General features: G+C 66.1%; 11 protein-coding genes and 2 pseudogenes. 10 read left to right on the forward strand and 3 right to left on the reverse strand.

The genetic code is table 11. The annotated features are described in order from the left end of the window. Nucleotides 1–21: 21 nt before the first annotated feature. The 10 genes and pseudogenes from ACQ859_RS18500 (at nucleotide 22) to ACQ859_RS18545 (ending at nucleotide 17,946) form a co-directional block, all read left to right on the forward strand. Nucleotides 22–6,480 (forward strand): amino acid adenylation domain-containing protein, encoded by a 6,459-nt coding sequence (locus ACQ859_RS18500; RefSeq protein WP_431262155.1) that lies wholly within the window; start codon nucleotides 22–24, stop codon nucleotides 6,478–6,480. Further along, on the forward strand, nucleotides 6,393–8,285 hold the full coding sequence (locus ACQ859_RS18505; protein ID WP_431266594.1) for an alpha/beta fold hydrolase: 1,893 nt from the start codon (nucleotides 6,393–6,395) through the stop codon (nucleotides 8,283–8,285). Before ACQ859_RS18500 ends, ACQ859_RS18505 begins: the two co-directional genes overlap by 88 nt. Nucleotides 8,286–8,361: 76 nt before the next feature. Continuing rightward, nucleotides 8,362–9,732 carry an MFS transporter gene (locus ACQ859_RS18510; RefSeq protein ID WP_431262156.1) on the forward strand — a complete coding sequence of 457 codons (1,371 nt, stop codon included), beginning with the start codon at nucleotides 8,362–8,364 and terminating at the stop codon, nucleotides 9,730–9,732. Between the two features lie 49 nt (nucleotides 9,733–9,781). Further along, on the forward strand, nucleotides 9,782–11,023 hold the full coding sequence (locus ACQ859_RS18515) for a zinc-binding dehydrogenase (RefSeq protein ID WP_431262157.1): 1,242 nt from the start codon (nucleotides 9,782–9,784) through the stop codon (nucleotides 11,021–11,023). Between the two features lie 172 nt (nucleotides 11,024–11,195). Continuing rightward, complete coding sequence (locus ACQ859_RS18520; RefSeq protein ID WP_431262158.1) at nucleotides 11,196–13,367, forward strand: M20/M25/M40 family metallo-hydrolase; 2,172 nt, start codon at nucleotides 11,196–11,198, stop codon at nucleotides 13,365–13,367. A 56-nt stretch (nucleotides 13,368–13,423) separates the two neighbouring features. Next, nucleotides 13,424–14,107 (forward strand): annotated as a pseudogene (locus ACQ859_RS18525) (carbamoyltransferase N-terminal domain-containing protein); the annotation flags it as partial. Nucleotides 14,108–14,120: 13 nt separating this feature from the next. Continuing rightward, nucleotides 14,121–14,363, forward strand: a pseudogene (locus ACQ859_RS18530) (hypothetical protein); the annotation flags it as partial. Nucleotides 14,364–14,456: 93 nt separating this feature from the next. Beyond that, nucleotides 14,457–15,422 carry a carbamoyltransferase C-terminal domain-containing protein gene (locus ACQ859_RS18535; protein ID WP_431266595.1) on the forward strand — a complete coding sequence of 322 codons (966 nt, stop codon included), beginning with the start codon at nucleotides 14,457–14,459 and terminating at the stop codon, nucleotides 15,420–15,422. Between the two features lie 104 nt (nucleotides 15,423–15,526). Then, nucleotides 15,527–16,399, forward strand: coding sequence for an ABC transporter ATP-binding protein (locus ACQ859_RS18540; protein WP_431262159.1), 873 nt, complete (start codon nucleotides 15,527–15,529; stop codon nucleotides 16,397–16,399). Continuing rightward, a complete protein-coding gene (locus ACQ859_RS18545) occupies nucleotides 16,396–17,946 on the forward strand; it encodes a hypothetical protein (protein ID WP_431262160.1) in 1,551 nt (516 codons plus the stop codon). Before ACQ859_RS18540 ends, ACQ859_RS18545 begins: the two co-directional genes overlap by 4 nt. 323 nt (nucleotides 17,947–18,269) lie before the next feature. Here the strand turns inward: ACQ859_RS18545 and ACQ859_RS18550 are convergent, their stop codons facing one another. The 3 genes from ACQ859_RS18550 to ACQ859_RS18560 form a co-directional block, all read right to left on the reverse strand. After that, complete coding sequence (locus ACQ859_RS18550; RefSeq protein ID WP_431262161.1) at nucleotides 18,270–19,490, reverse strand: DUF3320 domain-containing protein; 1,221 nt, start codon at nucleotides 19,488–19,490, stop codon at nucleotides 18,270–18,272. Nucleotides 19,491–19,525: 35 nt separating this feature from the next. Continuing rightward, the gene (locus ACQ859_RS18555; RefSeq protein ID WP_431262162.1) at nucleotides 19,526–24,952 is read right to left on the reverse strand and encodes a DUF4011 domain-containing protein; all 5,427 of its coding nucleotides are present in this window, start codon (nucleotides 24,950–24,952) and stop codon (nucleotides 19,526–19,528) included. Nucleotides 24,953–25,291: 339 nt separating this feature from the next. Continuing rightward, the gene (locus ACQ859_RS18560) at nucleotides 25,292–25,924 is read right to left on the reverse strand and encodes a TetR/AcrR family transcriptional regulator (RefSeq protein ID WP_431262163.1); all 633 of its coding nucleotides are present in this window, start codon (nucleotides 25,922–25,924) and stop codon (nucleotides 25,292–25,294) included. Nucleotides 25,925–26,012 lie beyond the last annotated feature (88 nt).

Here is a 26,012-nt window from a genome sequence, read left to right on the forward strand (position 1 = left end):
CCGGCCCAGCCGCGTATACCCATGAATGAACTGAACAAGCTGCCGCCGACGACCACCAGCCGCGCGGAACTGCAGAACGCGGTCCTGCACAAGCTGCTCCAGAGACGGCTGGAGGATCGATCGGCAGGTCGTGACGCCCGGCGTATCACGCGTGCCGATCGCAACGGTCCGCTGCCGGTGTCGTACGCGCAGCAGCGGCTGTGGTTCCTGGACCGCCTGGACGCAGCCGCCGGCGCGGCGTATCACATGCCCGTGGCGCTGCGGCTGAGCGGGGCGCTCAACCGCGAGGCGCTGCAGGCCACGCTGGACGGCCTGGTCCGTCGCCACGAGATTCTTCGCACGCGGTTCGCCAGCGTGGACGGACAGACCGTGCAGCTCATCGACGGACCCGACACCGGCTTCCAGCTGCAGGAGGTGGACCTGAGCACGCTGGCGGAGCCACAGCGGACCCGCACGGTGGAGCAGCTCAGCGAGCAGGAGCAGCGCGCGCCGTTCGATCTGGCGCAGGGGCCGCTGATCCGCGGCCAGTTGCTCAAGCTGGACGAGCACGAGCACATCCTGCTGCTCACGCAGCACCACATCATCTCCGACGGCTGGTCCACCGGCATCATGGTGCGCGAGGTGAGCGCGCTGTATGAAGCTCACAGCCAGGGCAGGGCAGATCCGCTGGCGACATTGCCGCCGCTGCCCATCCAGTACGCCGACTACGCGGTGTGGCAACGCCAGTGGCTGCAAGGCGAGGTGCTGCAGCAGCAGAGCCAGTACTGGAAGCGCGAACTCGCCGGCGCCCCCGCGCTGCTGGAACTGCCCACGGACAAACCACGGCCGGCCGAGCAGAGCTACGAAGGCGCGCAGTGGAACTTCGAGATTCCCCAGGCGCTGACGTCGGGGCTGCGGGCGCTGGCGCAGAGCCAGGGCGCGACGCTGTTCATGACGCTGCTGGCGGGCTGGTCGGTGCTGCTGAGCCGGCTCAGCGGACAGAAGGACATCGTGGTGGGCACGCCGGTGGCCAACCGCCAGCGCAGCGAGGTGGAGGGGCTGATCGGGTTCTTCGTGAACACGCTGGCGCTGCGGGTGCGGCTGGACGACGACCCGACGGTGCAGGCGCTGCTGCAGCAGGTCAAGGCCAGCACGCTGGCGGCGTACGAGCACCAGGACCTGCCGTTCGAGCAGGTGGTGGAGGCGTTGCAGCCGCAGCGCAGCCTCAGCCACAGCCCGTTGTTCCAGAACATGCTCAGCCTGAACAACACGCCGGCGCAGGCGCCGCTGCAGCTCAGCGGCTTGAGCATCGCGGTGGACGCGCAGTCCACCGACACCACGCATTTCGATGTGTCCCTGTCGCTCAACGAGTATGGGGGACAGTTGATCGGAACGCTGACCTACGCCAGCGACCTCTTCGAGCCGGAGACCATTGAGCGGTGGGCCGATCTCTTCCTGACGATCCTGAAAGAAATGGCCCGCGACGCAGGGCAACGCGTCGGGGCGATCGAATGGCTGGGCCCGCGGCAGCGCCAGCAGGTGCTGCAGGGGTTCAATGACACGGCCGTTCCCTATCCGCAGGATGCACTCGTCCACCGTCTCTTCGAAGCGCAAGTCCGGGCCAGGCCTCAAGCGATGGCGGTCCAGGACGAGCAGCAGCAACTGAGTTTCGAGCAGCTCAACGTCCGGGCCAACCAGGTGGCCCACCGGTTGCTGGCGCTGGGCATCCGGCCCGATGACCGCGTGGCGATCTGTCTGGACCGAAGCGTGGAGATGGTGGTGGGGCTGCTGGGCATCCTGAAGTCCGGGGCGGCCTATGTGCCGCTGGACCCGACCTATCCGGCGGCACGCCTGACCCACATGCTGGAGGACAGCGAACCGGCGGCGGTGCTGACACAGCAGTCGCTGGTGCAGGACATGCGCCGGGCCGCGCCCATCGGGCTGCCGGTGCTGGCGCTGGATGGCGCGGAGGCGGTGCAGCTGCAGGCGCAGCCCTCGCACGATCCCGACCCGGTGCAGCTGGGACTGACCGCCAGCCATCTGGCCTACATCATCTACACCTCCGGCTCCACCGGCCAGCCCAAGGGGGTGATGATCGAACACCGCGGCGTGGTGAATCTCTGGCAGGCCTTGGCGCGGGACATCCTGGCGCACCTGCGCCCCGGCGCGCGATTCGCCTTGAATGCGTCCGTCGCCTTCGACGCATCGGTCAAGATCATCGTGCAGTTGCTCACCGGGCATGGCCTGAGCTTGATACCGACGCTGCTGCGCATGGAAGGCCAGGCCCTGCTGCAGTGGATCGACGACCAGAAGATCGATGTGCTGGACTGCACGCCGGCGCAGCTGGACCTGCTCTGCGCCGCTGGATGGCTGACGACCCCGAGACAGCGGCCGTTGACGGTGCTCATCGGGGGTGAGGCGATTGCGCCTGCCAGGTGGCGGGCGCTGGCGGCCGCCAGTGATCTGGTGGCCTGCAATGTCTATGGCCCCACCGAGTGCACGGTGGATGCGACGGCCGTGCGCATTCCAGGCGCTCGGCCGCTTCCGCACATCGGCCGCCCGATCGCCAACACGCAGATCTACATCCTGGACGCGCAAGGCCGGCCGGTGCCGGTTGGCGTGGCCGGAGAGATCCACATCGGGGGCCACGGGGTGGCGCGGGGCTACTGGCAGCGGCCGGAGCTGACGCAGCAGCGCTTCGTGGCGGACCCGTTCAGCGCGGAGGCGGGCGCGCGTCTGTACAAGACGGGCGACCTGGGTCGCTGGCTGCCGGACGGGAACATCGACTACCTGGGCCGCAACGACCATCAGGTCAAGGTCCGGGGCTTCCGCATCGAGCTGGGGGAGATCGAGGCACGGCTGGTGCAATGCCCGGGGGTGAGGGAAGCTGTAGTGATCGCCAGAGAGGGCGCGGGGGAGGGCGCCGGTGGCGACAAGCGCCTGGTGGCCTACCTGACGGCGCAGGCCGGGCAGGAGCTGGCGGCGAGCGCGCTCAGGAGCGAGCTGGCGCAATCGCTGGCCGAGTACATGGTGCCCAGTGCGTTCGTGGTGCTGCAGTCGCTGCCGCTGACACCCAACGGCAAGATCGACCGGCAGGCGCTTCCGGCACCGGATGTGGATGCCCTGGCCAGCCAGCCGTACGAAGCCCCGGTGGGACGACTGGAGCAGGCCCTGGCGCAGATCTGGCAAGAGCTGCTGGGTGTGCCGCGCGTTGGCCGTCACGACAACTTCTTCGAGCTTGGGGGTCACTCGTTGCTGGCGGTGCGCGTCATCGTGCGGGTGCGCCAGGAGCTGGGCGTTGAGACCAGTCTGCGTTCGCTGTTCAATCAGCCGGAGCTGGCTGCGTTTGCGCAGAGCGTCGCACAGGCGGGAGCAGACACCGGTGTCGACACCGATGCATATACCGGGGCGAACCTGCCCGCGCGCATCGAACGTGCCGACCGGAGCGGTCCGCTGCCGGTGTCGTACGCGCAGCAGCGGCTGTGGTTCCTGGACCGGCTGGATGCGGCCGCCGGCGCGGCGTATCACATGCCCGTGGCGCTGAAGTTGAGCGGGGCGCTCAACCGCGAGGCGCTGCAAGCCACGCTGGACAGCCTGGTCCGTCGCCACGAGATCCTGCGCACCCGGTTTAGCAGCGTGGACGGGCAGACCGTTCAACTCATCGACGGACCCGACACCGGCTTCCGGCTGCAGGAGGTGGACCTGAGCACGCTGGCGGAGCCTCAGCGGACCCGCACGGTGGAGCAGCTCAGCGAGCAGGAGCAGCGCGCGCCGTTCGACCTGGCGCAGGGGCCGCTGATCCGCGGCCAGCTGCTCAAGCTGGACGAGCACGAGTACATCCTGCTGCTCACGCAGCACCACATCATCTCCGACGGCTGGTCCACCGGCATCATGGTGCGCGAGGTGAGCGCGCTGTATGAGGCTCACAGCCAGGGTCGGGCAGATCCGCTGGCGACCCTGCCGCCGCTGCCCATCCAGTACGCCGACTACGCGGTCTGGCAACGCCAGTGGCTGCAAGGCGAGGTGCTACTGCAGCAGAGCCAGTACTGGAAGCGCGAACTCGCCGGCGCCCCCGCGCTGCTGGAACTGCCCACGGACAGGCCGCGGCCGGCCGAACAGAGCTACGAGGGCGCGCAGTGGAACTTCGAGATTCCCCAGCCGCTGACGTCGGGGCTGCGGGCGCTGGCGCAGAGCCAGGGCGCGACGCTGTTCATGACGCTGCTGGCGGGCTGGTCGGTGCTGCTGAGCCGGCTCAGCGGACAGAAGGACATCGTGGTGGGCACGCCGGTGGCCAACCGCCAGCGCAGCGAGGTGGAGGGGCTGATCGGGTTCTTCGTGAACACGCTGGCGCTGCGGGTGCGGCTGGACGACGACCCGACGGTGCAGGCGCTGCTGCAGCAGGTCAAGGCCGGCACGCTGGCGGCGTACGAGCACCAGGACCTGCCGTTCGAGCAGGTGGTGGAGGCGCTGCAGCCGCAGCGCAGCCTCAGCCACAGCCCGTTGTTCCAGAACATGCTCAGCCTGAACAACACGCCGGTGCAGGGGGCGCTGCAGCTCAGCGGCCTGCGCATCAGCACGCTGGGGCAGCAGGGCGGCAGCACGCAGTTCGACCTGAGCCTGGCGCTGACGGAGACGCCCGAGGGCCTGAGCGCCACGCTCAGCTACGCGAGCGCGCTGTACGAGCCGGCCAGCATCGAGCGGCTGGCGGGGTACTGGCTGACGCTGCTGCAAGGGGTGGTGGCGTCGCCGCAGGGCCGCGTCAGCGCGCTGCCGCTGCTGAGCCAGGACCAGCGCCAGCAACTGCTGGAGACCTTCAACGCCACGGCGCGGGCTTATCCGCAGGACGAGCGGATCCATGCGCTGTTCGAGGAACAGGCGAGGGTGCGGCCGCAGGCGACGGCGCTGGTGTTCGAGCAGCAGCAGCTGAGCTACGCGGAGCTCAACGCTCGGGCCAACCAGGTGGCGCACCGGTTGCTGGCGCTGGGCATCCAGCCCGACGACCGGGTGGCGATCTGCCTGCACCGCGGCGTGGAGATGGTGGTGGGGCTGCTGGGCATCCTGAAGTCCGGCGCGGCCTATGTGCCGCTGGACCCGGCGTATCCGGCGGCGCGGCTGGCCTACATGCTGCAGGACAGCGAACCGGCGGCGGTGCTGACGCAGCAGTCGCTGGTGCAGGACATGCGCCAGGGCGTGGCCATCGGGGTGCCGGTGCTGGCGCTGGACGGCGCGGAGGCGGCGCTGCTGAAAGAGCAGCCCACCCATGATCCCGACCCGGTGCGACTGGGACTGACCGCCAGCCATCTGGCCTACATCATCTACACCTCCGGCTCCACCGGGCAGCCCAAGGGCGTGATGGTGGAGCACGGCGGACTGAGCAGTCTGGCGCATGCGCAGATCGCGCAGTTCGGAGTCACCCCGTCCAGCCGGGTGCTGCAGTTCGTGTCGCTCAGCTTCGACGTCTGCATCTCCGAGATCACGATGACCTTGTGCAGCGGCGCCACCTTGCTGCTGGCCTCGATCGCTGATCTGGCGCCTGGCGAAGCCTTGTTGAATCTGGTGAAGTCCCAAGGCGTCACCCACCTGACGTTGCCCAAGGCCGCGCTGGCGGTGCTGCCGGCCGACGCGGACCTGGGCGAGCTTCAGACGGTGATCGTCGGCGGCGAAGTCCTGCCGGCCGCACTGTCCGACGCCTGGTCGTCGCGCTATCACCTCTACAACTCTTATGGTCCTACCGAGGCCACGGTGTGCGCGACGGTCTACCCCTGTCGCGCACCGGATCCCGCGACGGTGCCGATCGGCCGGCCCATCGCCGGCAAGCGGGTCTACATCCTCGATGAGCACGGGGCACCGGTGCCGCTGGGTACCACGGGAGAGATCCACATCGGCGGCTCGGGGGTGGCGCGCGGCTACTGGAATCAGCCCGAGCTGACCCGGCAGCGCTTCCTTCCCGATCCCTACGGTGCACAACCCGGTACGCGCCTGTACCGGACCGGGGATCTCGGGCGCTGGCTGCCCGATGGCAATGTCGAATTCCTCGGTCGCAACGATCATCAGGTGAAGGTCCGGGGCTTCCGCATCGAGCTGGGCGAGATCGAGACCCGCCTCGCGTTGTGCCCGGGTGTGCGCGAGGCCGTCGTGATGGCGCGCCAGGATGAGCACGGCGACCCGCGACTGGTGGCTTACGTCACCGGCCAGCCCGAGAGCGAACCCACGGCCGCCCGACTGCGGGCGGAGCTGGTCCAGGTACTGCCTGATCACATGGTGCCCCATGCCTTCGTGACGCTGCCCGCCATGCCGCTGACACCCAACGGCAAGATCGACCGCATGGCCTTGCCAGCGCCCGACCAGTCCGACCTGGTCAGCCACCCTTACGAGGCCCCCGTCGGCGACCTGGAGTACGCCATTGCGACCATCTGGCAAGAGTTGCTGGGCGTGGCGCGCGTGGGTCGACGCGACAACTTCTTCGAACTGGGGGGCACTCGCTGCTGGGGGTGCGGATGATCGGCATCCTGGATCGCCAGTTCAACCTCAGGCTGAAGCTGCGCGAGCTGTTCGTGCAGCCCACGCTGCAGGGGTTTGCGGCGCTGGCCGCCAAGCGGGACCCTGAACGCCGCGACCGCCACCTGGTGCCCATCCGCACGACGGGGCGCCAGACGCCGCTGTTCCTGTTCCATCCCAGCAAGGGCGAGGTGGGCTATGCCTACGCACTGGCCCGTCACCTCGACGTGGACCTGCCGGTGTACGGGCTGGCGGCGACAGGCTTTGCCGATGACGAGCAGCCCCTGTCGTCGGTGGAGGAGATGGCCGCGGCCTACCTGCGCGAGATCCGCCAGGTGCAGCCGCACGGGCCCTACCGCCTGGGCGGTCACTCGTCCGGGGGCATCGTGGCCTATGAGGCGGCCAATCAGCTGATCGGCGCCGACGAACAGGTCGAATTCCTGGCCCTGATCGACACGGACAGCCACTACCTCAAGACCGATGGACGCAGTGGTGACGCCGGCACGGACCAGGACGGCCCCGCCGATGTGGACCGCTGGATCGACTCGCTGGTGTGGGTGCCGGACTCGGCCCCCGATGCGGTCAAGGTGCGGCTGGCCGACCTGGCGACAGCCGGGGACCGGTTGGCGATGCTGGAGGAGGGCCAGCGCGTCGGCCTGCTGCCCGCCGACGTCCGCCCGGAGGTGTTGAAGCGCTACCTTGCCGTCCAGACGGCGATGAGGTGGGCCCTGATCCACTACATCCGCCCGACCATTCCCACGTCCCCGTGTCTGTTTGCGGCGGTGGAAGAGGAGCGTGCGGACCACACGCTGGGCTGGCGCGATGCCGTCGGCAACCAGCTGAAGGTGGTCCTGGTGCCTGGCACTCATCACACGATGGTGCAGGCGCCCCACGTCGAGGCGCTGGCCGGCGCGCTCGGCATCGAGCTGGAGAAGGCCGGGACTCAGCCGCCCGAGAGGCCCGAAGACCGGTACATGCCGGCGGTGCTGCTCAAGCACGGCAGCGGCTCGCAGGTGCCGGTGTTCTGCGTGCCCGGCGCCGGTGCCAGCGTCACCGCCCTGACCGATCTCGCCGACGCCCTGGGGCCGCAGATCACCGTCCACGGCCTTCAGCCGCGCGGGCTCTGCGGCATCCTCGTGCCGCATGTGGATGTGCCCAGCGCGGCGCGCGCCTACGTGCGCGCGGTGCGAGAGATCCACCCGCGCGGTCCGGTCCATCTGATCGGCCATTCGTTCGGCGGCTGGGTCGCGTTGGAAATGGCGCAGGTCATGCGGGACCTGGGGCAGACGGTGGCCACGCTCACCGTGCTCGACTCCAGCCCGCCGGGCGAAGCGCCAGCGGACGGGCCGCGCCATCATTCACCGGCAGATGCCCTGCGGCGTCTGATCCAGATCTATGAACAGAGCCTGGGGACATCGCTGGACCTGGAGGTCGTGTCCATGGGCGCGGCCGATGCGGACACGCAACTGGCCCGTCTGCTCTCCCGTCTGGTCCAGCACGGCGTGATGCCGCCGTCCACCCGGCTGTCGACGCTCAAGGGCATCTTCAGGACGTTCTCGACCAACCTCAACACGCATTACCTGCTGTCGCGGCCTTATGTGCACGAGGCCTACCTGGTGAATGCCTCGCCGGAGCCCGGCGGTGCGCCGGACGTTCGACGCGCCCTGGACGAAGGCGTTGCGCGCTGGGAAAGGCACCTGCCTCGCGCGCAGGTGTACACGAGCGCCGGCAACCACATGAGCATGCTGCGTCCGCCGCATGCCGGGGAGATCGCGGCATGGCTGCGACCCGCCCTCATTCGCCGCTGAGCCGGACGACGCCGGTGCCTCTCAACACAACGGTCGACCGCCCGCGGGCGGCCTGACGTTCCTACCCTGCACCCTCATGTCAATACCCACCCCACCGTCACTGCCGCTCGACCCGCCCGTTGCCGAGCGGGCCGCGGCGGCGCCCGCAGCGCGGATGAGCAGCAGCTTCTACATCATCTGGTCGACGCAGTTCGCGTCGATGTTCGGGTCTCAACTGACGGCCTTCGCCATCGGGGTGTGGCTGTTCCAGCGCACCGGCTCGGTCATCAGTTTCACGCAGTTCGTGCTCTTCTCGACCTTGCCTGCCTTGCTGATGATGCCCTGGAGCGGGGCCATCGCCGACCAGTGGCGCAAGCGCTCGATTCTCCTGGTCTCGGAAGCCGTGGCCATCGCCTGCACGGCCACCATGGCGCTGCTGTTCTGGCTGGATGTCTTCCATGTCTGGCAGCTCTATGCGCTGCAGGCGGTGCTGTCGCTCAGCATCGGGCTTCAAGGGCCGGCGGCCAGCGCGGCCATCACGACCCTGGTGCCCAAGGCGCACTATGGGCGGGCCAGCGGCCTGTACCAGATCGCCACCGCCATTTCCCAGTTTGCGGCGCCGCTGCTGGCGGCCGTGATGCTGGGACGGATCGGCATCTTCGGCATCCTGGTGCTGGACGTGCTGACCTTTCTGGTGGCGATCGTGGGCGTGCTGTTCGCCCGGATCCCCGATGCGCCGACGGTGTCCACGGCCGACGGCACGGCACCCGTGCGGCGCAGCGCGATGGGTGACGTGAAATGGGCGCTCGGCTTCCTGCACCAGCGACCCGCCATGGGGACCGTGTTTGTCTACCGGGTGATCGGCGCCCTGTTCACCGGCATGGTGCTGGTGCTGATCGGGCCGCTGGTGCTGGCGCAGCATTCGGAACAGGTGTTTGCGGCCGTCTCCACCTTCGGGGCGATCGGAGCCCTGTCCAGTGGCTTGCTGCTGGTGGTGTGGGGCGGCATGAAACAGTGGAGACCGTGGGTGCTGGCCCTGAATGTCGTCCAGGGGCTGGCCATCGCCGTGGCCGGGCTGCAGAGCTCCGCCGTCGTGCTGTGCGCCTGTGCCTATGTCGTCATGCTGTGCAGCTCCACGCTGGCGGGCAGCACGTCGGCCATCTGGCGGCGCAAGGTGCCGCACGACCGGCAGGGCAACTTTGCCGCGTTCCAGCAGGCCATCGGCCTGGCCATCCTGCCGGTCAGCGCCAGCATCGGAGGGGTGCTGGCGCAGTACGTGTTCGAGCCTGCGCTCATGCAGGGCGCCGACTGGTCCGGCACCGTGGGGGCATGGTTCGGCACCGGCCCGGGGCGCGGCACCAGCTTCCTCTTCGTGGTGATGGGCGCGCTGGCGTCCCTGGTCGCCCTGGTCTCCCTGCTGGACCGCCGCGTCTACCGCGTCGAAGAGGAGGTGCCCGATGCGGTCTAGCGCTGCACACCCCGTCATTGAACGGCATCGGCCGTGCAGGGCGCCCCCGATGCCGCAGACCCTCACCGCCGTTCCCGTGGGAGCCCCCGAGCCGCCTCAGGCATCACCAGACGATGGAGAAGAAGGCATGACCGTGACAAGAGCGTATTCCGTGTCCGCGGAGGACATCGCGCATGAGAGCGAACGCGTGCGCGGCGATCACGAGAAGTTCGACCTCACCCGGACGATCCGGCTCGACCGGTTGACCTTGCCCGACTGCGGTCCGACGCAGGTGCGCATGCGTGTGCTTGCCGTGTCCGCCGAGCACAACGTCGTGCATGCAGCCACCGCGCACCCGATCAACATCAGCGAAATGCGGGGCGGCAAGCTGTTCGTCGGCAACAGCGCCGTGGGCGAAGTGGTGGAAACCGGCAGGGACGTCCAGCGGTTCAAGGCCGGCGACATCGTGCTGACGCACACCAATGGCAGCGTGGATCGCGGCGGGTTCCCCTTGCGGATCTGGGCCTACGATCAGCCCGACTCGGACGGCTGGTATGCCGAGGAGGCCGTGGTGGATGAGCAGCAGCTCATCGCGGCCCCCATCCACTGCGGCCTCTCGCTGTGGGAAATCGCCGCCCTGTCCTTGCGCGCCCCCACGGCCTGCCACCTGTGGCGGCGGGGCCTGGGCATCTACCGCCTGAAGGTGTCGCAGCAGCAGCATCCCGTGCTGAACGTGCTGTCCTTCGGGGGCGGGGTGGGGGAGCTGTTCCTGATGCTGGCCAAGGCGGAAGGGCACAACGTGTTTTACTGCTCGGGCAATGCGAAGCGGCGTGAGGACCTCGAGCGCCTGGGCGTGGTGCCGATCGACCAGACCCGCTACGCGCGGTTCGCGAGCAAGGACGACGTCAAGGCCTTCGTCAAGGACTGCAAGGCGCTGACCGACGGTGAAGGCATGCATGTGGTCTGCGACATGCTCAGAGGCCCGGTGTTCGAGGCCGGCCTGGCCGTCTCCGCGCGGTGTGGGGTGAACGTGAGTTCCGGATGGCAACTCTCCCAGAACGTCGACTACAACTCCACGCTGCTGTCGGTCAAGCAGATGACCATCGACCACATGCACTACGAAACGGCAGCGGGGTGCGAGGAGGCCGCGCGCCTGTACGGCACGGTCTTCAAGCCGGTGCTCCACCACGAGATCTACGCCTTCGAAGATCTGCCGCGCTGCATGGATGACATGCACAAGAACCGCCAGTCCGGCATTCCGGTGGTCCGCGTGGCTCGTGAGATGCCTGCGTCCGTCCAGGCCATCCTATGACCGCCGATATCTACGCCATCCCTGCGTCGTCGCGCCCGGGGCGCAAAGCCATCGACGCCGGTGCCGCGCCATCTCCCGACGAGCAGCCGTCCGGCTGGCTCACCGCGGTGGCCGGCCTCTTCCTGGCGCTGCTGGTGTGCCTGGTCGTCTGGCGCCAGCAGCCGCCGCCCCCGTGCCTTCTTCCGCGGCCCCGGCGCTGTTCTCCGCCGAGCGGGCGCTGACGCACCTGCCGCACATCGCCTCGGTGCCGCATCCGATCGGCTCGCCGGCCCACGCGCAGACACGGGCCTATCTCGTGAAGGCGCTGACGTCTCTTGGCTGGGACACCCAGACGCAAGAGGAACTGGGCGTCGCACAAGGGGAGGGCGCTGTCGGCTTCGTGAGCAATGTCGTCGCCAGGCTCCCAGGCAGCGGAGGAAGCGGAAGCAGCGGCAAGGCCGTGATGCTCGTCGCCCACTACGATTCCGTGCCGACGGGGCCGGGCGCCGCGGACGACGGGGCGGCCGTGTCGGCCATCCTGGAGACCGCCCGTGCGTTGAAGGCGAATCCGCGCCTGCGCAACGATGTCATCGTGCTGCTGACCGACGGGGAAGAGGTGGGCCTGCTGGGTGCGGAAGCCTTTGTCGCCAAGCATCCCTGGGCGGCCGATGTCGGCGCCGTCCTGAACTTCGAATACCGCGGCAACAGCGGTCCGACGCTCATGTTCGAGACCAGCGCCGGCAACGGGCGTCTGATCGAGGCGTTTGCCGCGTCGCCGCAACCGGTCGGTACGTCGCTGATGGTGGAGGTCTACCGGGTGATGCCCAACCAGACCGACTTCTCGGTGTTCAAGCGGGCGGGCATGCCGGGGCTGAATTTCGCGTCCATCTCCAACGCCTCGACCTATCACAGCCAACTGGATCGGGTGGACGCCGTGGATCCCCGCAGCGTGCAGCATCAGGGCGACACCATGCTCGCGCTGGCCCGTCGGTTGGGCGATGCGGACCTGACCCGCCGGGACGCGCCCGACCAGGTCTATTTCGATCTGCCCGGCCTGGGGTTGATGCACTATCCGGCCTGGCTGGCCTGGGGGATGACGGGACTGGCCCTGGTGCTGTGGATCGCGGCATTCGCCGTGGGCATCCGTCGAGGACAGGTGAGGGTGGGGCGCACGGTGGTGGGCTTCATCGCCTTGCCCTGCACCGCGTTGCTGCTGGCGCTGGGAGCCACCGTGGGTCTGCTCCTGATTCGCAGCTTCCACGCCGAATATCGCGGCCTGGTCGAGCTCTACAACCACGGGTGGTACTGGGGGGCGCTGCTGGCCCTGACACTGGCCTCGTTCATCGGGATCTATGGCCGGCTGCAGCGCCGATTCAATACCCAGACGCTGTCACTGGGGTCCGCGCTGGTCTGGCTCGTGTTGCTGCTGCTGGTGACCGCCGATTTTCCAGGTGCCAGCTATGCCCTGGGCTGGCCGCTGGTGGGGGTGCTGGCCTCCTGGCTCGTGGTGCTGCTGGGCGCCGGCAGGCTCTCCAGTGCTCAACGGGCGATGGTGTGGACGGCCGGCGCGATTCCCGCTGCCTTGGTGTTCGCGCCCTTGGTGCACTTGCTGCTGGTGGCGATGACCACGCCCATGGCCGGTGTGGCCATGGTGGCCGTGGTGCTCCTGCTGGGCCTGCTCTGGCCCTTGCTGGCCGCGATGCGCCGGCGGGACCTCCTGAGCAAGGCGGCGATGGCCGTCGGTGTGGCCATGCTCGTCGGCGGCGAACTCACCTCCGGGGCGTCGGCGGAGCACCCTCGACCCGTCAATGTGTTCTATGTCCGCGACAGCGGGAGCAACACCGCGCAATGGCTGTCCGGCGACGTCGTGCTGGACTCCTGGCAACGGCATTTCTTCGATGCGGGCGCCGTGCGGCGTGCCATTCCGGAATGGTACGGGGCGGAGTCCCGGAGATATTGGACCTCCGCGGCGCCAGACGTCGGGCTCCCCGCGCCGGCACTGAAGACGCTGGGGGACAGTACCGAGGGCGCGACGCGGACGATCCAGCTGCAGCTCAGTTCGCGCAGGAATGCGCGGGACTTCACGCTGCAGGTCCTTGGCGCCCCGGTCACTCAGGCACGGGTGCAGGGGCGGGAGGTTCCGGCCGCAACGGCGGAGGAATGGACCCTGGACGCTCATAACGTGCCGGCCGAGGGCCTGACGATCCAGCTCATGGTCCCCGCCGGACGCGCCTTCACGGTCAACCTGTTCGATGTCACGCCAGGCCTGCCGATGGCCGATGCGCTGCCGGAAGACGCCTCGACCATGCCCCACCGGGCCGGATCGAGTCACACGACACAGAGCCTGACGACACACAGGTTCTAGCCCCCAGGACATCTGTCCACTTCAATCAGGAGGAAGAAAACATGCTGGTGATGGGAATGTGCGGAGGTCTCGACCCGCAACACGGCAATCGGCTGGAGTTTCCGATCGGGCAGGGCCACGATGCGGCCGCGGTGCTGCTGTCCAACGGCGAACTGGTGGCCGGCATCGAGCAGGAGCGCCTGGATCGCATCAAGCACAGCAACAAGTTTCCGCTGGAAGCGATCGACTTCTGCCTGCGCACGGCGGGGGCCACCCTGCAGGACGTGGAGCGGTTCGCGATCAATGTCGACGAATCGGTCGGCGACCTGTTCATCCTTGAGAAGTACATCGGCGGCTCGCTGGATGACTTGTCTGGCATCCGGCAGGTCGTCTGCCAGCTGCTGCAGGACCGGTTCGGGGCCTTTGATGCGAAGAAGCTGCAGTTCGTGAACCACCACGAGGCGCATGCGCTGAGCGCCTACGTCATGTCCGGCTTCGACGAGGCCCTGGTGGTCACCGTCGACGGGGCCGGACCGGAAGGGCAATGCACCACCGTGTGGGAAGGGCGGGGCGGCCGGCTCAAGCCGGTCCGCAACCACCGGACGCCGCACTCGCTGGGCTTCTTCTACAACACGGTGATCCACCAGCTCGGGTACACCATCTTCGACGAGTACAAGGTGATGGGCCTGGCGCCGTACGGCGATCCGGCCCGCTATCGCGCCTTGCTGCGATCGATGTACCAGCTCACGCCGGACGGCTGGTTCCGGGTCGTTCATGACCAGGAGATCGCGCACTGGACGATGTACTCCGGGGGCTGGGCGTGCCGCGCCGGCGCGGGGATCCGTTCACCCAGCACCATCAGGACATCGCCGCCGCCTTGCAGGAGGCGGTCGAAACCATCCTCATGCACTTCTTCCAACATCACCGCAAGCAGTCGGGCTTGGAGCGGCTGTGCTACGCGGGGGCGTGGCGCAGAACGTCACCTTCAACGGCAAGCTGGCCAGCCAGAGCATGTTCAAGGAGATGTTCATCCAGCCGGCGGCGCACGATGCCGGCTGCGCGCTCGGCGCCGCGCACGCGGCACACCGGGCTGTCCGCAACGAGTTGGCCTTGCAGGCGACGCAGTCGGTGTATTGGGGCTCGGACATCGGGACGCCCGAGCAGATCGAGAAGGAACTGACCCACTGGGCCGATTTCGTCAGCATGCGCCGTCTTGGCGATCCCGCCCGTGAGACGGCCGAGTTGCTGGCGCAGGGCCAGGTGATCGGTTGGATGCAGGGGCGATCGGAATTCGGCCCGCGCGCACTGGGCAACCGCAGCATCCTGGCCGACCCACGGCCCGCCGAGAACAAGTCGAAGATCAATGCCATGGTGAAAAAGCGCGAGGCTTACCGGCCCTTCGCGCCCTCCGTGCTGGAGGAGTCGGCGGCTGAGATCTTCGAGCTGGGCGGACTGCAGCGCTCCCCGTACATGCTGTTCTCGCTGCCGACGCGTGAGGCCAGCAGGGCGAGCCTCGGAGCGGTCAGCCACGTCGACGGATCGGCGCGGATTCAGACCGTGTCGCGTGAATCGAATCGACCGTATTGGGATCTGATCAGTGCCTTCAAGGACCTGACCGGCGTCCCGGTGCTGCTCAACACGTCGTTCAACAATGATGCTGAGCCCATTGTCGAGAGCGTGCGGGATGGCGTGGTCTGCTTCCTGACCACCCAGCTCGACCGGCTGGTCGTCGGCGACTTTCTGGTCGAGCGGCGCAGCACGGAGGCGCTGCCTTGGGAGCGGCTGGTCGCGGCGTTGGCGGACAGTCGGCAGCTGGTCCAGAAAGAGAGTCTGGTGCCGCCCGCGGGCCGGCAGATCCAGTACGCCATCGAGAGCAGCTACAGCGGCCACCGCCGCTTGACGATCAGCGAGCAGGCTTACCGCCTGCTCCTGGCGCGCCAACCCTCCCACACGCTCGGCATGTTGCTCGATGAACTGGGCATCACGGAGGAGGCCCAGCGCAGCGCGGCGCTGGCCGAGTTCGTGCGGTTGTGGGAGCAGCGGGCCGTGCAACTCCGTCCTGCGGATGTCGCTTAGTCCAGGCTGTGGGTGGCGCCGGACCGCGTCCACGGCCTTCTGGAAGGGGGCTGAGGCAAGGCCTGGCCCCTTTATATACTGCGTCCCCACCTGGAGTTGCCACCATGCTCAGCCTTCAACACCTCGTTAAGGTCTTCGGTGCCCAGCGCGCCGTGGACGATCTGAGCCTGGAGTTGCAACCCGGTGTCGTGGGCCTGATCGGACACAACGGCGCGGGCAAGACCACGCTCATGCAGCTGATCGCGACGCTCACGACACCGACCAGCGGGCGTGTCCTGCTGGATGGCGAGGACGTCGTGAAACACCCGGACCGCATGCGTCGACGCCTGGGTTACCTGCCGCAGGACTTTGGTGTCTACCCGCAGCTGACCGCCCTGGAGTTCCTGCAGTACTTTGCCGCCCTCAAAGGCGTGCGCGACACACCGCGCCTGCTGCGATTGCTGGAGCAGGTCAATCTGCATCAGCAGGCGCACCAGATGGCGGCCAGCTTTTCAGGGGGCATGCGTCAACGCCTGGGCATTGCCCAGGCCCTGCTGAATGATCCCGACGTCTTGATCGTCGACGAACCCACCGCCGGTTTGGACCCTGAGGAGCGGCTGCGCTTCCGTCACCTGCTCAGCGAGATCGGGCTCAGCAAGCTGGTCATCGTCTCGACCCATATCGTCTCGGACGTCGAAGGCATGGCGGGGCAGTTGGCCATCCTGCGCAAGGGCAAGCTGGTGGACTTCGAGACGCCCGAGACGCTGATGCAGCGCTCGCGGGGAAGCATCTGGAGTGCCCGGCTGAGCGAGGCGGAGTACACGCAGTTGCGCCAGGAAGGGCAGGTGCAGGTGCTCCAGGCCCAGCGTCAAGGCCACCAGATCCACGTTCGCCTGGCCCACGGGGTCCGGCCCTTTGACGCGGCTGAACCGGGAGAGCCCAGCCTCGAGGAGGCGCTGATGGCCCAGCGCTACGCGCTGCAGGCGCAGGCAGCATGAGCGGCCTGCTGCCTTTGGTCCAGGCCGAGCTGCGTTTGCGGCTGCGGCGGCTCAGCACGGTTCTCGTACTGCTGTTGACGCTGGTGCTCTCGTGGATGGTCGTGGTGGATCCCCGCACCGGCTTTGCCATGATGGTGATCCAGAAGGCGCGGACGGTCTATGAAAGCGGGACGGTGGCATTCGGCTCGGCCTGCATCGCGAGCGTGGTGCTCAACCTGTTCGGGTTCTACCTGGTGAGAGGCCGCAGCAGCCTCGACCTGCACAGCGGCTGCGCGGGCCTGATCGCCACCACGCCGACCGGCAATCTGCGTCTGCTGGCCAGCCGTTGGCTGGGGTCGATGGCGTATTTGATGCTGCTGCAGTTGGCGCTGGTGCTGGGCGGCTGTGTGCTCCAGTGGATACGGGGCGAAGGCCCGTTGCAGCCTTGGGTGTTTGTGCAGACCTATGCATGGATGCTGACGCCCACGTTGATGGCAGCCGCAAGCTTCGCCCTGCTGGCCGACGCCTGGGGACCGCTCGTCGGGAGAAAAGGGGATGTCGCCTACTTCCTGGTCTGGATGGCTCAGTTTGCGGTGCTGCCGGCCACGCTGGTGCCGGGTCACCTCCAACTGAGTCCGTTGCAGGCCCTGGATGCCTCCGGGATGGCTGCCGCCGCCGCACATCTGGCGGTGCTCATGCACACGAACACGGTGGCCATCGGGGGCAGCACCTTCGACCCGGGCCTGCCGATGCGCCATTTTCCGGAGGGCTTCTGGGGCGCCGACCTCGTGGCCTTGCGCTTGGCCACCGCGGTCCTCGCGCTCGTGGTGGCGGCGTTGGCGGTGCCACTTTTCCATCGTTTCGATCCCCGACGTGTGCGCACTGTGGGGACCAGTGGACGCTCCTGGCCCAAGCGGCTCATGCGGGCGCTGCTTGGCCCGGCGCGCTGGCCCGCGCTGCGCCTGCTCCGGCTCGCGCCTCGCATCGGCGGAGCTCCAGGGGCCTACCTGGCAGAGGTCAGCCTGACGCTGCTGGCCCATCCCTGGGCTGTGCTTGCGATCCCGGTGCTGGCGGTGTTGGGGCAGGTCTTGCCGCCGGCCAAGCTGCCTGCGCTCGTCGCAGCAGGCTGTTGTCTTTGGGGGCTGGCCATCAGCGATCTCTCGTCCCGCGACTTCAGCAGCGGGACCATGGGCCTGGTCGCCGCGGTGCCGGGTGGTGACCAATCCCGTCGCTGGCGCCAGTACTTGTGCGCTTTGGGCGTGGGGCTGTTGTTCACGGTGCCCGTTGCCGTGACGGTGCGCCATCCTGAGCTGTTGCTGACCCTGATGTGCGGCCTGGTCTTGGTCAGCGCGCTGGCCAGTTTGCTGGGGCAGCTGACCCGCGGTGGCCGCAGCTTCCTGGCGCTTTTCCTGTTTGGGTTCTACGTGATCCTGCAGGTGCCTGAATCACCTTGGCTGGATTTGTTCGGCTTCAACGGTGCTGCCACCTCAACCACTCGCGCGACGTCCCTGGGAGTGGCGGCGCTGGCGCTGGTCTTGGCGAATCGCCGGTTGCTTGCCCGCGCCTGACCGGATCACGCTTGACTGCGGACGATCGCGACGGGGCAGGGACCACGTACTGGAAGTGGAGCAGCCCGGTGGCCGACACGCACACTTGGTGCTCCACGTAACCCATTGAAGGGCTCCGAACAGAGCATCGCCATCGGACTGCGATTGGTCTATTTATAACATCACATAATGCACATTGTCAGTCTTATAGGTGATGCGACTAAGGCGCTCATTCAGAGCCTACGTCCAACAGAAAGCCGTCCGACGCAAAATTAGGACTTGGGTGGGCAAAGCAATCCGACACCCCAGTTTTCCCAAAAGCGATCGACCGCCCCGCCAATTCATCAGGTCAGGTCTTGACCTGCACGGAAGCGCGCAAGCGCCTGCGCCAGCCTCCCGCGGCTAGCAGCTCTCAGTTGCAAGAGACCAAGCTCTCTGGCCATGGCTACCAGGTTGTCGTCGTCGGACGCAGCCCGGTTGACAACCAAGGCTGCCAAGGCTGTCAGTTCCTCAAGGCAAACTTCGTCTACGGAACGCCTGGAGTCGGCAGAGGCCACACGGAAAAGTACCTTGCCTTCCGGGCTTGCACCTGAAGGCCAATAAAACGTGCCAACCGACTCCTCTGTACTTTGGAAGACCCGCTTCGCTACTTCTTCAACGCGGTCTTGAATGCGGCTACCTGTGCGCTGCCAACCATGGGCACGAGAGATGCGACGCGCAAGCACGAGGTCCAGCACCGGCCCCTCGCGTTCGACAACGTACGCGACCATCGCCTTCAGCCGCTCGTCGTACGAGCCATCGAAGAATGCATCGGGGTCGCACGCCTCTACCGCAACAGCGGGATCGCACTCTGCAAACACTCCTCTCGACGGCAGACTCGTGTCATCACTAGACGCCCGTCGTGCATACACCTCCTCGGGCACCTCTCTTTGCGCCGCAGGCGTCTGGTCGGCCACCTTAGGCACAACATGATCCGTGTTCGACAACGGGTTCGGCGGCGGGGCAGCCACTGGCGCCTCTGCCATCGCTTTCTCAATGGCCTCCCGAGCCTCTGCCTCCGCCGCGGCCTTCTCAGCCTCGACCGCTCGCTTCGCGCGGCTGACGGCCAGAAGGTCGTCAAGTTGCTTGCAGATGCGCTCGATGACGCCCTTCGGGTCAACCCACCAGTCGGTTGACCAGATGCGCAGAATCTCCCAGCCGAGTCCACGCAGTACCTGTTCGCGCAACATATCCCGGTCGCGCGCGGTGGCAGACCGGTGGTAGGTCGCTCCATCGCACTCAATTCCTGTGAGATAACTACCAGGAGCGTCCGGATGGACCACCGCTAGGTCGACACGGAAAGACGAAGCGCCTACTTGTGTATGAAGTTGCCAGTTCCTTGCGGTCAGCGCTGCAGCGACTGCCTCCTCGAACGGACTTTCGAACCCGCCGAGGCTGCCAGCTGTCGCCTCAAGAAGCGCCCGTGATCCGCGCTCAGCAAACTCGAGAAAGTGCTTCAGGTCTCGAACGCCGATGGCTTGCGTCCGCGACAGGTCCATCTGATCGCCGCGAAGCGTCGAGAACACTCGCAGTTCCTGCCGCGCGCGAGTGATGGCAACGTTCAGGCGACGCTCGCCCCCGTGCGGTTCATCGGACCGAAATTCATTGAAACAGCGTTATTGGAGTCCGGCCCGAACGTGATGGAGAAGTACATGATGTCGCGTTCGTCCCCCTGGACGCTCTCCAGGTTCTTGACGAACAGCGGCTCCAATTCCGACTCGGCAAAGTACGGCTCAAGGCTCGAGTCCTTGCGCCGCTCTTCGTCCAGCAGGTCCTCGATGAGCTTCTGCTGCTCGGTATTGAAAGTCACTACACCGATGGTCAGCTTGGATTCGCGGAAGCCTGGTGTCTTGAGACGCTTCACGACGTCAGCCACCAGCGCCCTGGCCTCAGCCTGATTGGTTCGGGCCCCGCCCTTCGCATAGGAGCCCTTGACGAAGTGGAAGCTGACCGCTCGATCCTCGGTGACCGGGGACGGGAAGGTCACCAAGCGACCACCGTAGTAACGGTGGTTCGAGAAGGCAATCAGGCTCTCATTCCGGCTCCGATAGTGCCAATCGAGGTTCAATGTAGGCAGGCTAGCGCCCATGCATTCGTCGAGGATGCTCTCCATGTCTCCTTCGACATCCTCGTCATCGGTTGAAGATTCGGCCCTGTCGAAGAAGCTCGTTGGCGGGAGTTGTTTGGGGTCGCCCACCATGACAACCTGGCGCCCCCGAGCAATTGCGCCAATCGCATCCCAAACCGGAATCTGCGAAGCCTCGTCAAACACAACCACATCGAATGGCTCCGAATCCGCCGCAAGGTATTGCGCGATGGACAGAGGGCTCATCAGGAGGCACGGCGTCAGCTTGGTCAGCGCTGTGGGGATGTTGCTGATGAGTTCCCGCAACGGCTTGTGCGCGCGCTTCTTGGTGATCTCGTGCTTCAGGAAACCCCATTCGGAACTTCGCGTCACGTCATCCGGCAACGGCAGACCCCTACACAGATTCGCCCGCAACCAAGATTTCGTCAGCTCGGTGAAGCGCTTGTCGAGGGTCCGGAAGTCCGTGATGCGCCGCTCGTGCTCAGCGGATACGAAAGTTCGGATGACATGTTCGCTGTCGACTACGGCGTTCAACCACCAGCGGCAGTAGTTCGTCTCGAACGCGCGGCGAACGTTGCTTGGCGGCACAGCCCCATTGGCCACACCAGCGACGATTGAACTCAAGCCAAGGGCCATGGCCTGCTGGCTGACTTTGCGCCAAGCGCACCAAGCGTTGAGCTTGTGCTCCGAAGCGCGGATTGCCTCAGCGCGGGCCTTCAGCTGATGCAAGTCCGAATCGCTGTATCTTGCTTCAGCTTCGGGCGTGAACGTTCCGCGGCTTGCAAGTAGGTCGATGCTGGGTTGAAGTCGCCCGATGGAGTCGAGGTACGAATCACCCGCCGCAGCGACGGGACCGGCGACGTCCAGCAGCGCATTTCCCTCCATGACGAGTTGCTTAAGGGCCGTGCAGACGTCCGCAACATCCTCCGGGGCTGCTGCGAGGTTTGAGACTGCGGCCGCGATGGACCGCTGGAACGAGACGGCCTTTGCCACCTCGTCCCGATCGGTCTCCAGGTACTTCCATACGCCCGGACAAAGCGACTTCAGGTCGTCCATGTCGGCCAGCTTTTCCTCAAGGGCTGCTCGCTCCTTCAGGGTCGCATGATCCTTGGCCAACCTCTCGCCGCATTCACCTTGGGCCACGTGTTCGAAGGAAGCCGTCATCGCTCCAGAAGCGCGAACCTCCGGCAGCGCTTTCGTGAACGCAATAGCGTCTTCCAGCATTGGAATGTTCGTGTCGAGGCTCTTCCAAAGCCGGTCAGTTGCGCTCTCAAGATCGCCAAGCTCGGCCATCTGCGCATCCAGTTGTACGATCTCCAGCAGTTTGCTCACCTCAGCGGCTAGCTCCTCACCTCCCCGCCCAGCGCTCAACGGTTCGAGCCCATCCAGAACCCAGTGTCCGTTGGCACGCACGAGCTTCAAAACGTCCTGCAACTTGGTAGCCGCCACCAGCACGTCGAGTCTGGACTTCAAGCCCCTCCAGACACCAACGAGCTCATCAGCCGGGTCCAGCTTCTCGATTTCTGCGCGTTTCTCGCGAATGGCAACGAGCTTCGCAAGGTCGTCAGCCACCCTGGGTTCGCCCTCGCCCGCTACGACCGCTTCAATTTGCTGCTTGACCTTGCGCTTGCCTAGCCACGTAAGCGGCCAGACGGACTTGGCCGCTTTGGCATAGTCTCGGCTCAGCTGGTACACGTTCAACTGTTCCACCCCTTCGGAGTAGCGCACAGAGAGGCCTTGTTCCAAGTCGCCGAGTTCCTTCAGCAAACTTGTGCCCTTGCGCAACGTCTCCAGCGCAAACTGCGACCAAGGGGTGGGCAGGCTGGCGAACTGCTCCCGACGCTTCTTGAGCAGGCCGACGGCCTTTGTCGCATTTCCTCGCAGAGCGAGGTCCCAGCCACCAGACAGTTGCCCCGACAACGCCGCATGCTTCTCCAGCATGGAGCTTCCCGCAACAAGGCGTTCAACGGTGAGCCTGGCATCGGGCGCGAAGGAAAAGCTCCAATCTCGCCCTGCAGCGTGAGGCAGGCACCGTGCGAGCGAAGCTGTGGCCACTCGCGCGCGACGTGTCAGGGGTACCGAAGGCAACCTCGTAACAGCGCGGAAGCGCTCGTAGGCAGATAGGACCTCCTCACAAACGGGAAGCAGTTGTCGCGCCGCCTCGACGACGCCTTGCTGCCAGCTCGGTGACCAGTCGGCATGGCCAATGTCCAGCAGCGGTCCGCCCAAAAGCGCATCGGCTCCGACAGCCCCCGCGTTCACCTCAAGGCGAGCAACAACCTCTCGCAGGAGCTCAGTGTCGCTTTTGGTGTGGGCCGCGTGCGTTGCCCATGACAACGGCAAGTTGGGCACGTCAGAACCATCGACAACGGCGCCGATTGCGTCATAGATGGACCTGCCGTTTGCGTGGCGATGATGCAGTCGGTCCACGTAGACGTTGAGCTCATCACGGACCCGCTTCAGGCGGTCGGCTTCTTGCTCCCAGACGGCAGAGTCGACTTCCCCACGGGCTTCCCACGAGGTCTTCAGCTGCGCCAATACATCCGCCTTGCGAGCCTTGCTCGAATGCAGTTCCAGGCAAAACTCACCAAGCCCCACTTCACGCAGGCGTCGGTACACAACGTCCAACGCTGCGATCTTCTCCGACACGAACAGCACGCGCTTGCCTTCGGCCAGGCATTGGGCGATGGTGTTCGAGATGGTTTGGCTCTTCCCGGTGCCTGGCGGGCCGATGAGTACAAAGTCCTTGCCACGAGCGGCCGCCATCACCGCAGAGAGTTGCGATGAGTCCGAAGGCAGCGGGCAGAACGTCTGCTGCGGAGAGAAGTCCCTGTCGAGAGACTTTGGACTGGGGAAAGTGGATGAACTTGGATAGGGGTCGCGAGGCGTGTCAATCAAGTGCTTGACGACAGGATTGAGGCGCAGCTGATCTGTTCGCTGCGTCAGGTCAACCCACATTAGGTACTTGGCGAAGGAGAACGTGGACAACACCACCTCCTCAGACACCTCCCAGCCCTTGATGTCCTTCACAGCAATGGACACTGACTTCCAAATCTTGGCGATGTCCAAGCCTGCTTCGTCGCGAGGAAGCTCACCGTCGGCAATGCCAAGGTTCAGATGGAAATCCTGGCGCAGCATCTCGATGAGCGTCGGGTTGAACCGAGGCTCGTCGTCGTGCAGCGTCATCGTGAAGCCTGACCTCACGCTTCGTCGGTTCAGGGAAACCGGAATCAGGATGAGAGGCGCACGGTACTTCACTTCCTCTTTGTCAGCGCGGTTCCAGGTGAGGAAGCCCAGCGCCAGGTACAGCGTGTTCGCTCCACCCTCTTGGAGAGTCGTGCGCGCATTGCGGTACATCTCGACCATGCGCGCCTCGAGCTCATCCTTGGAGAGCTCAACGAACACTTCTCGCCGATGGAGCGCATCCAGTGCAAACTGACGACGTAGGTTCTCGCGGTCCCTACCCTCATGGATGGCCTGACTGCGTGGATCATTACCGTCCATGAGGTCCGGTCGAGGCTGAAGTTTCAACTCCTTGCCATCGGACATAACGTCTTCAAGCAGCCCAGGGTCGGGGGCGTCGAGCCTCAGCGCCCTCTTGTTCGCCTTGAAGTTGAGCAGGTTGTTGCGCAGCGACAGGTCGAGCAATTTGCGCTGCCAGCGCGCCAAGCGGTCTCTAGGGTCAAGCGTGGCGTCGTCAGTGACCTGCAGGTCCTCATCCGGGAGGTCCGGCGCGTCCTCGAGCAGAATCGTGTCGTCGGCAATGATTTCGGCGGGCTCAGGAACTTGCAAGAGTTCGGGGCTGGACAGCGGCTTGATGCGCTGCAGCCGAGCGCGCCGGATGTCGACGGCAAGCTCGAACGTATCGTCCTTGCCTTCGGCGACCTGCTCGGCGCCAACCTCGGCTGCTCGGCTGAACGGTACTTGGGGGCGCTGCGTGACCAAGGTGGTCTCGAACAGGACCAGCTCCTTGAGCTTCAGTCGCTTGCGCAGGGACGTCACGTCGTCGACAACCGTTGTCGAGAACTCCTCCGACTTCAACCACACCCCGGCAAACGCATGCCCACGCGTAAAGACCACCACAGGGTTAAGCCCCAACTGTTCCAGCGTCGAGCAGAACAAGAGGGCTAGGTCCATGCAGGTTCCCAGCCCGGAGTCTGCGATCTGCGTTGCTCCCCGAATCTTCTGACCGCGATGCTCGAAGCTAGCCGGCGGTAGGGCGTAGTCGATCTTCATCGAGACGACGGCACCCCAGACTGCTGCTGCGAGCTCCCAGGCTCGTTTGGAACTGCCCTGCTTGTAGCCATCCAAGGCGGGGTCTTTCCCGTGCTCGCGCAGCAATTCCGCAGTCTTCTTCAGGACGCGGTCGACCGCTGGATCGTTGGGCTGCACAAAAGCCGCAACCATGTCGGGCAGGTGGGACAAACCACCCCACTGGTTGCGAGGCAGGAGTTCGACAGCCTTCGAAGTCGCTGTGAGCGCCTCCCCCTCAGCGCCAGCAGCTCGAACGGCCAACGTCACGGTTGCAGTTTCAGCTTCCGTGAGTCGCGTGAGTAGCGGGCCATCAAGCTGGACATCTAGGTCCTTGATCCGGTAACGGTCCCCCGAACGGATCGCATCCAGCCGCCAGGTCTTCGGCTTGACGAACGCGGGCGTCGAGGTCAGCGATAGTTCAAGCTGTCCCGTGTCGCTCTTAAGGGTGCTTGCAACCGTAAGTTCGCGGAGCAGGGGCACCGCGTTCTGAAAGTCAGCGAGGCTGAGCTTTGCAGCGAGCGTGACGTCGACAGACAGTGCCGGCGGCGGCTCCAAAGGCGCCGCGTGATCGCTGTCGGGCGCGACGCTGGTAGCGTCGGTTGCATCCAGAGCCTGACTTGCCTGGAGCGACTCCATCTTGTTGGACATCCCTGCCCTCCCGTCTCGTGTTGACCTTGGGCTCTTGGGCCCTCCCTCGGATAGGCCCTTCGGCGCGTCCGTATACAAACGTATCTTGGCATGTCTGCGCGGCAGTCCACAGCGCGTAAACAGGGGGCTGGCTGAGGATCGCTTTGACACAGAGGGCGAGAGCTTGGAGATGCCACCCGGCGCTGTTGTCCCACCCACCAGCGTGTCAGGGCGAGATGGAACCGCGCCCTTCTGTTCCCTGTCGGCTCGCCACCCCTGTCAATCACAACCTCGAGGTCAGGTCCATCCGTCGAGGATCGCTCGCCAAGGACCGCCGATGTCGACGCGGCCTCGTGAATTTCAGGGGACTCGACCTGCAGGGACGACCGCGCCCGACAGCGCCGCCGACACGACCCGCTTCAGGAACCGGGCATCGATGGGTTCGCGGGAGAACCATCGCCGGTAGAAGACCGGGCCCACCAACTGGGCGACGATGACCGACAACTCGATGTCCGCCGGCAACTCGCCGCGGGCCTGCGCCCGCTTCAACACCGCCAGGTAGGGGGCGGTGTGATCGATCTGGATGGCGCCCGTGATCCTGGCCAGCTCCGCATCCCGTTCCGCGGCGTCGACGAGGGACGGCAGCACGCTCGGCCACTTCTCTTCCCGCAGCATGCGAGCCAGTTCCATCACCAGGGCGTTCGCGTCCCCCGGCAGCGTCCCGGTGTCGGGCGTCGTCTGCGCCGTGCTGATCAGTGCGCAGGCCTCCAGCACCAGGGCCGATCCCGTCCGCCATTGACGGTAGATGGTGGTCTTGGCCACCCCGGAGAGCCTCGACACCTCATCGACGCTCACGCCGCTCATCCCGCGCGCGGCCAGGATGTCGCAGGTCGTGCGCAGCACCGTCTCGCGGGACTTCCGCACCCGCTCGTCGAGCTTCCTGGTCGCCGGGGCAGCCTCTTTCCGGACCTGCGCCGCATCGTCGTCTTTCATGCCTGGCCTCGCCGTCATTCGCTACAAGTTGGTAGCGTATATACCACGACGCGCACACGACACGCACTCGGCTCAATCCGTCACGATC

The sequence above is a fragment of the Roseateles chitinivorans genome (assembly GCF_050632235.1).
Lineage (GTDB): Bacteria > Pseudomonadota > Gammaproteobacteria > Burkholderiales > Burkholderiaceae_C > Roseateles > Roseateles chitinivorans_A.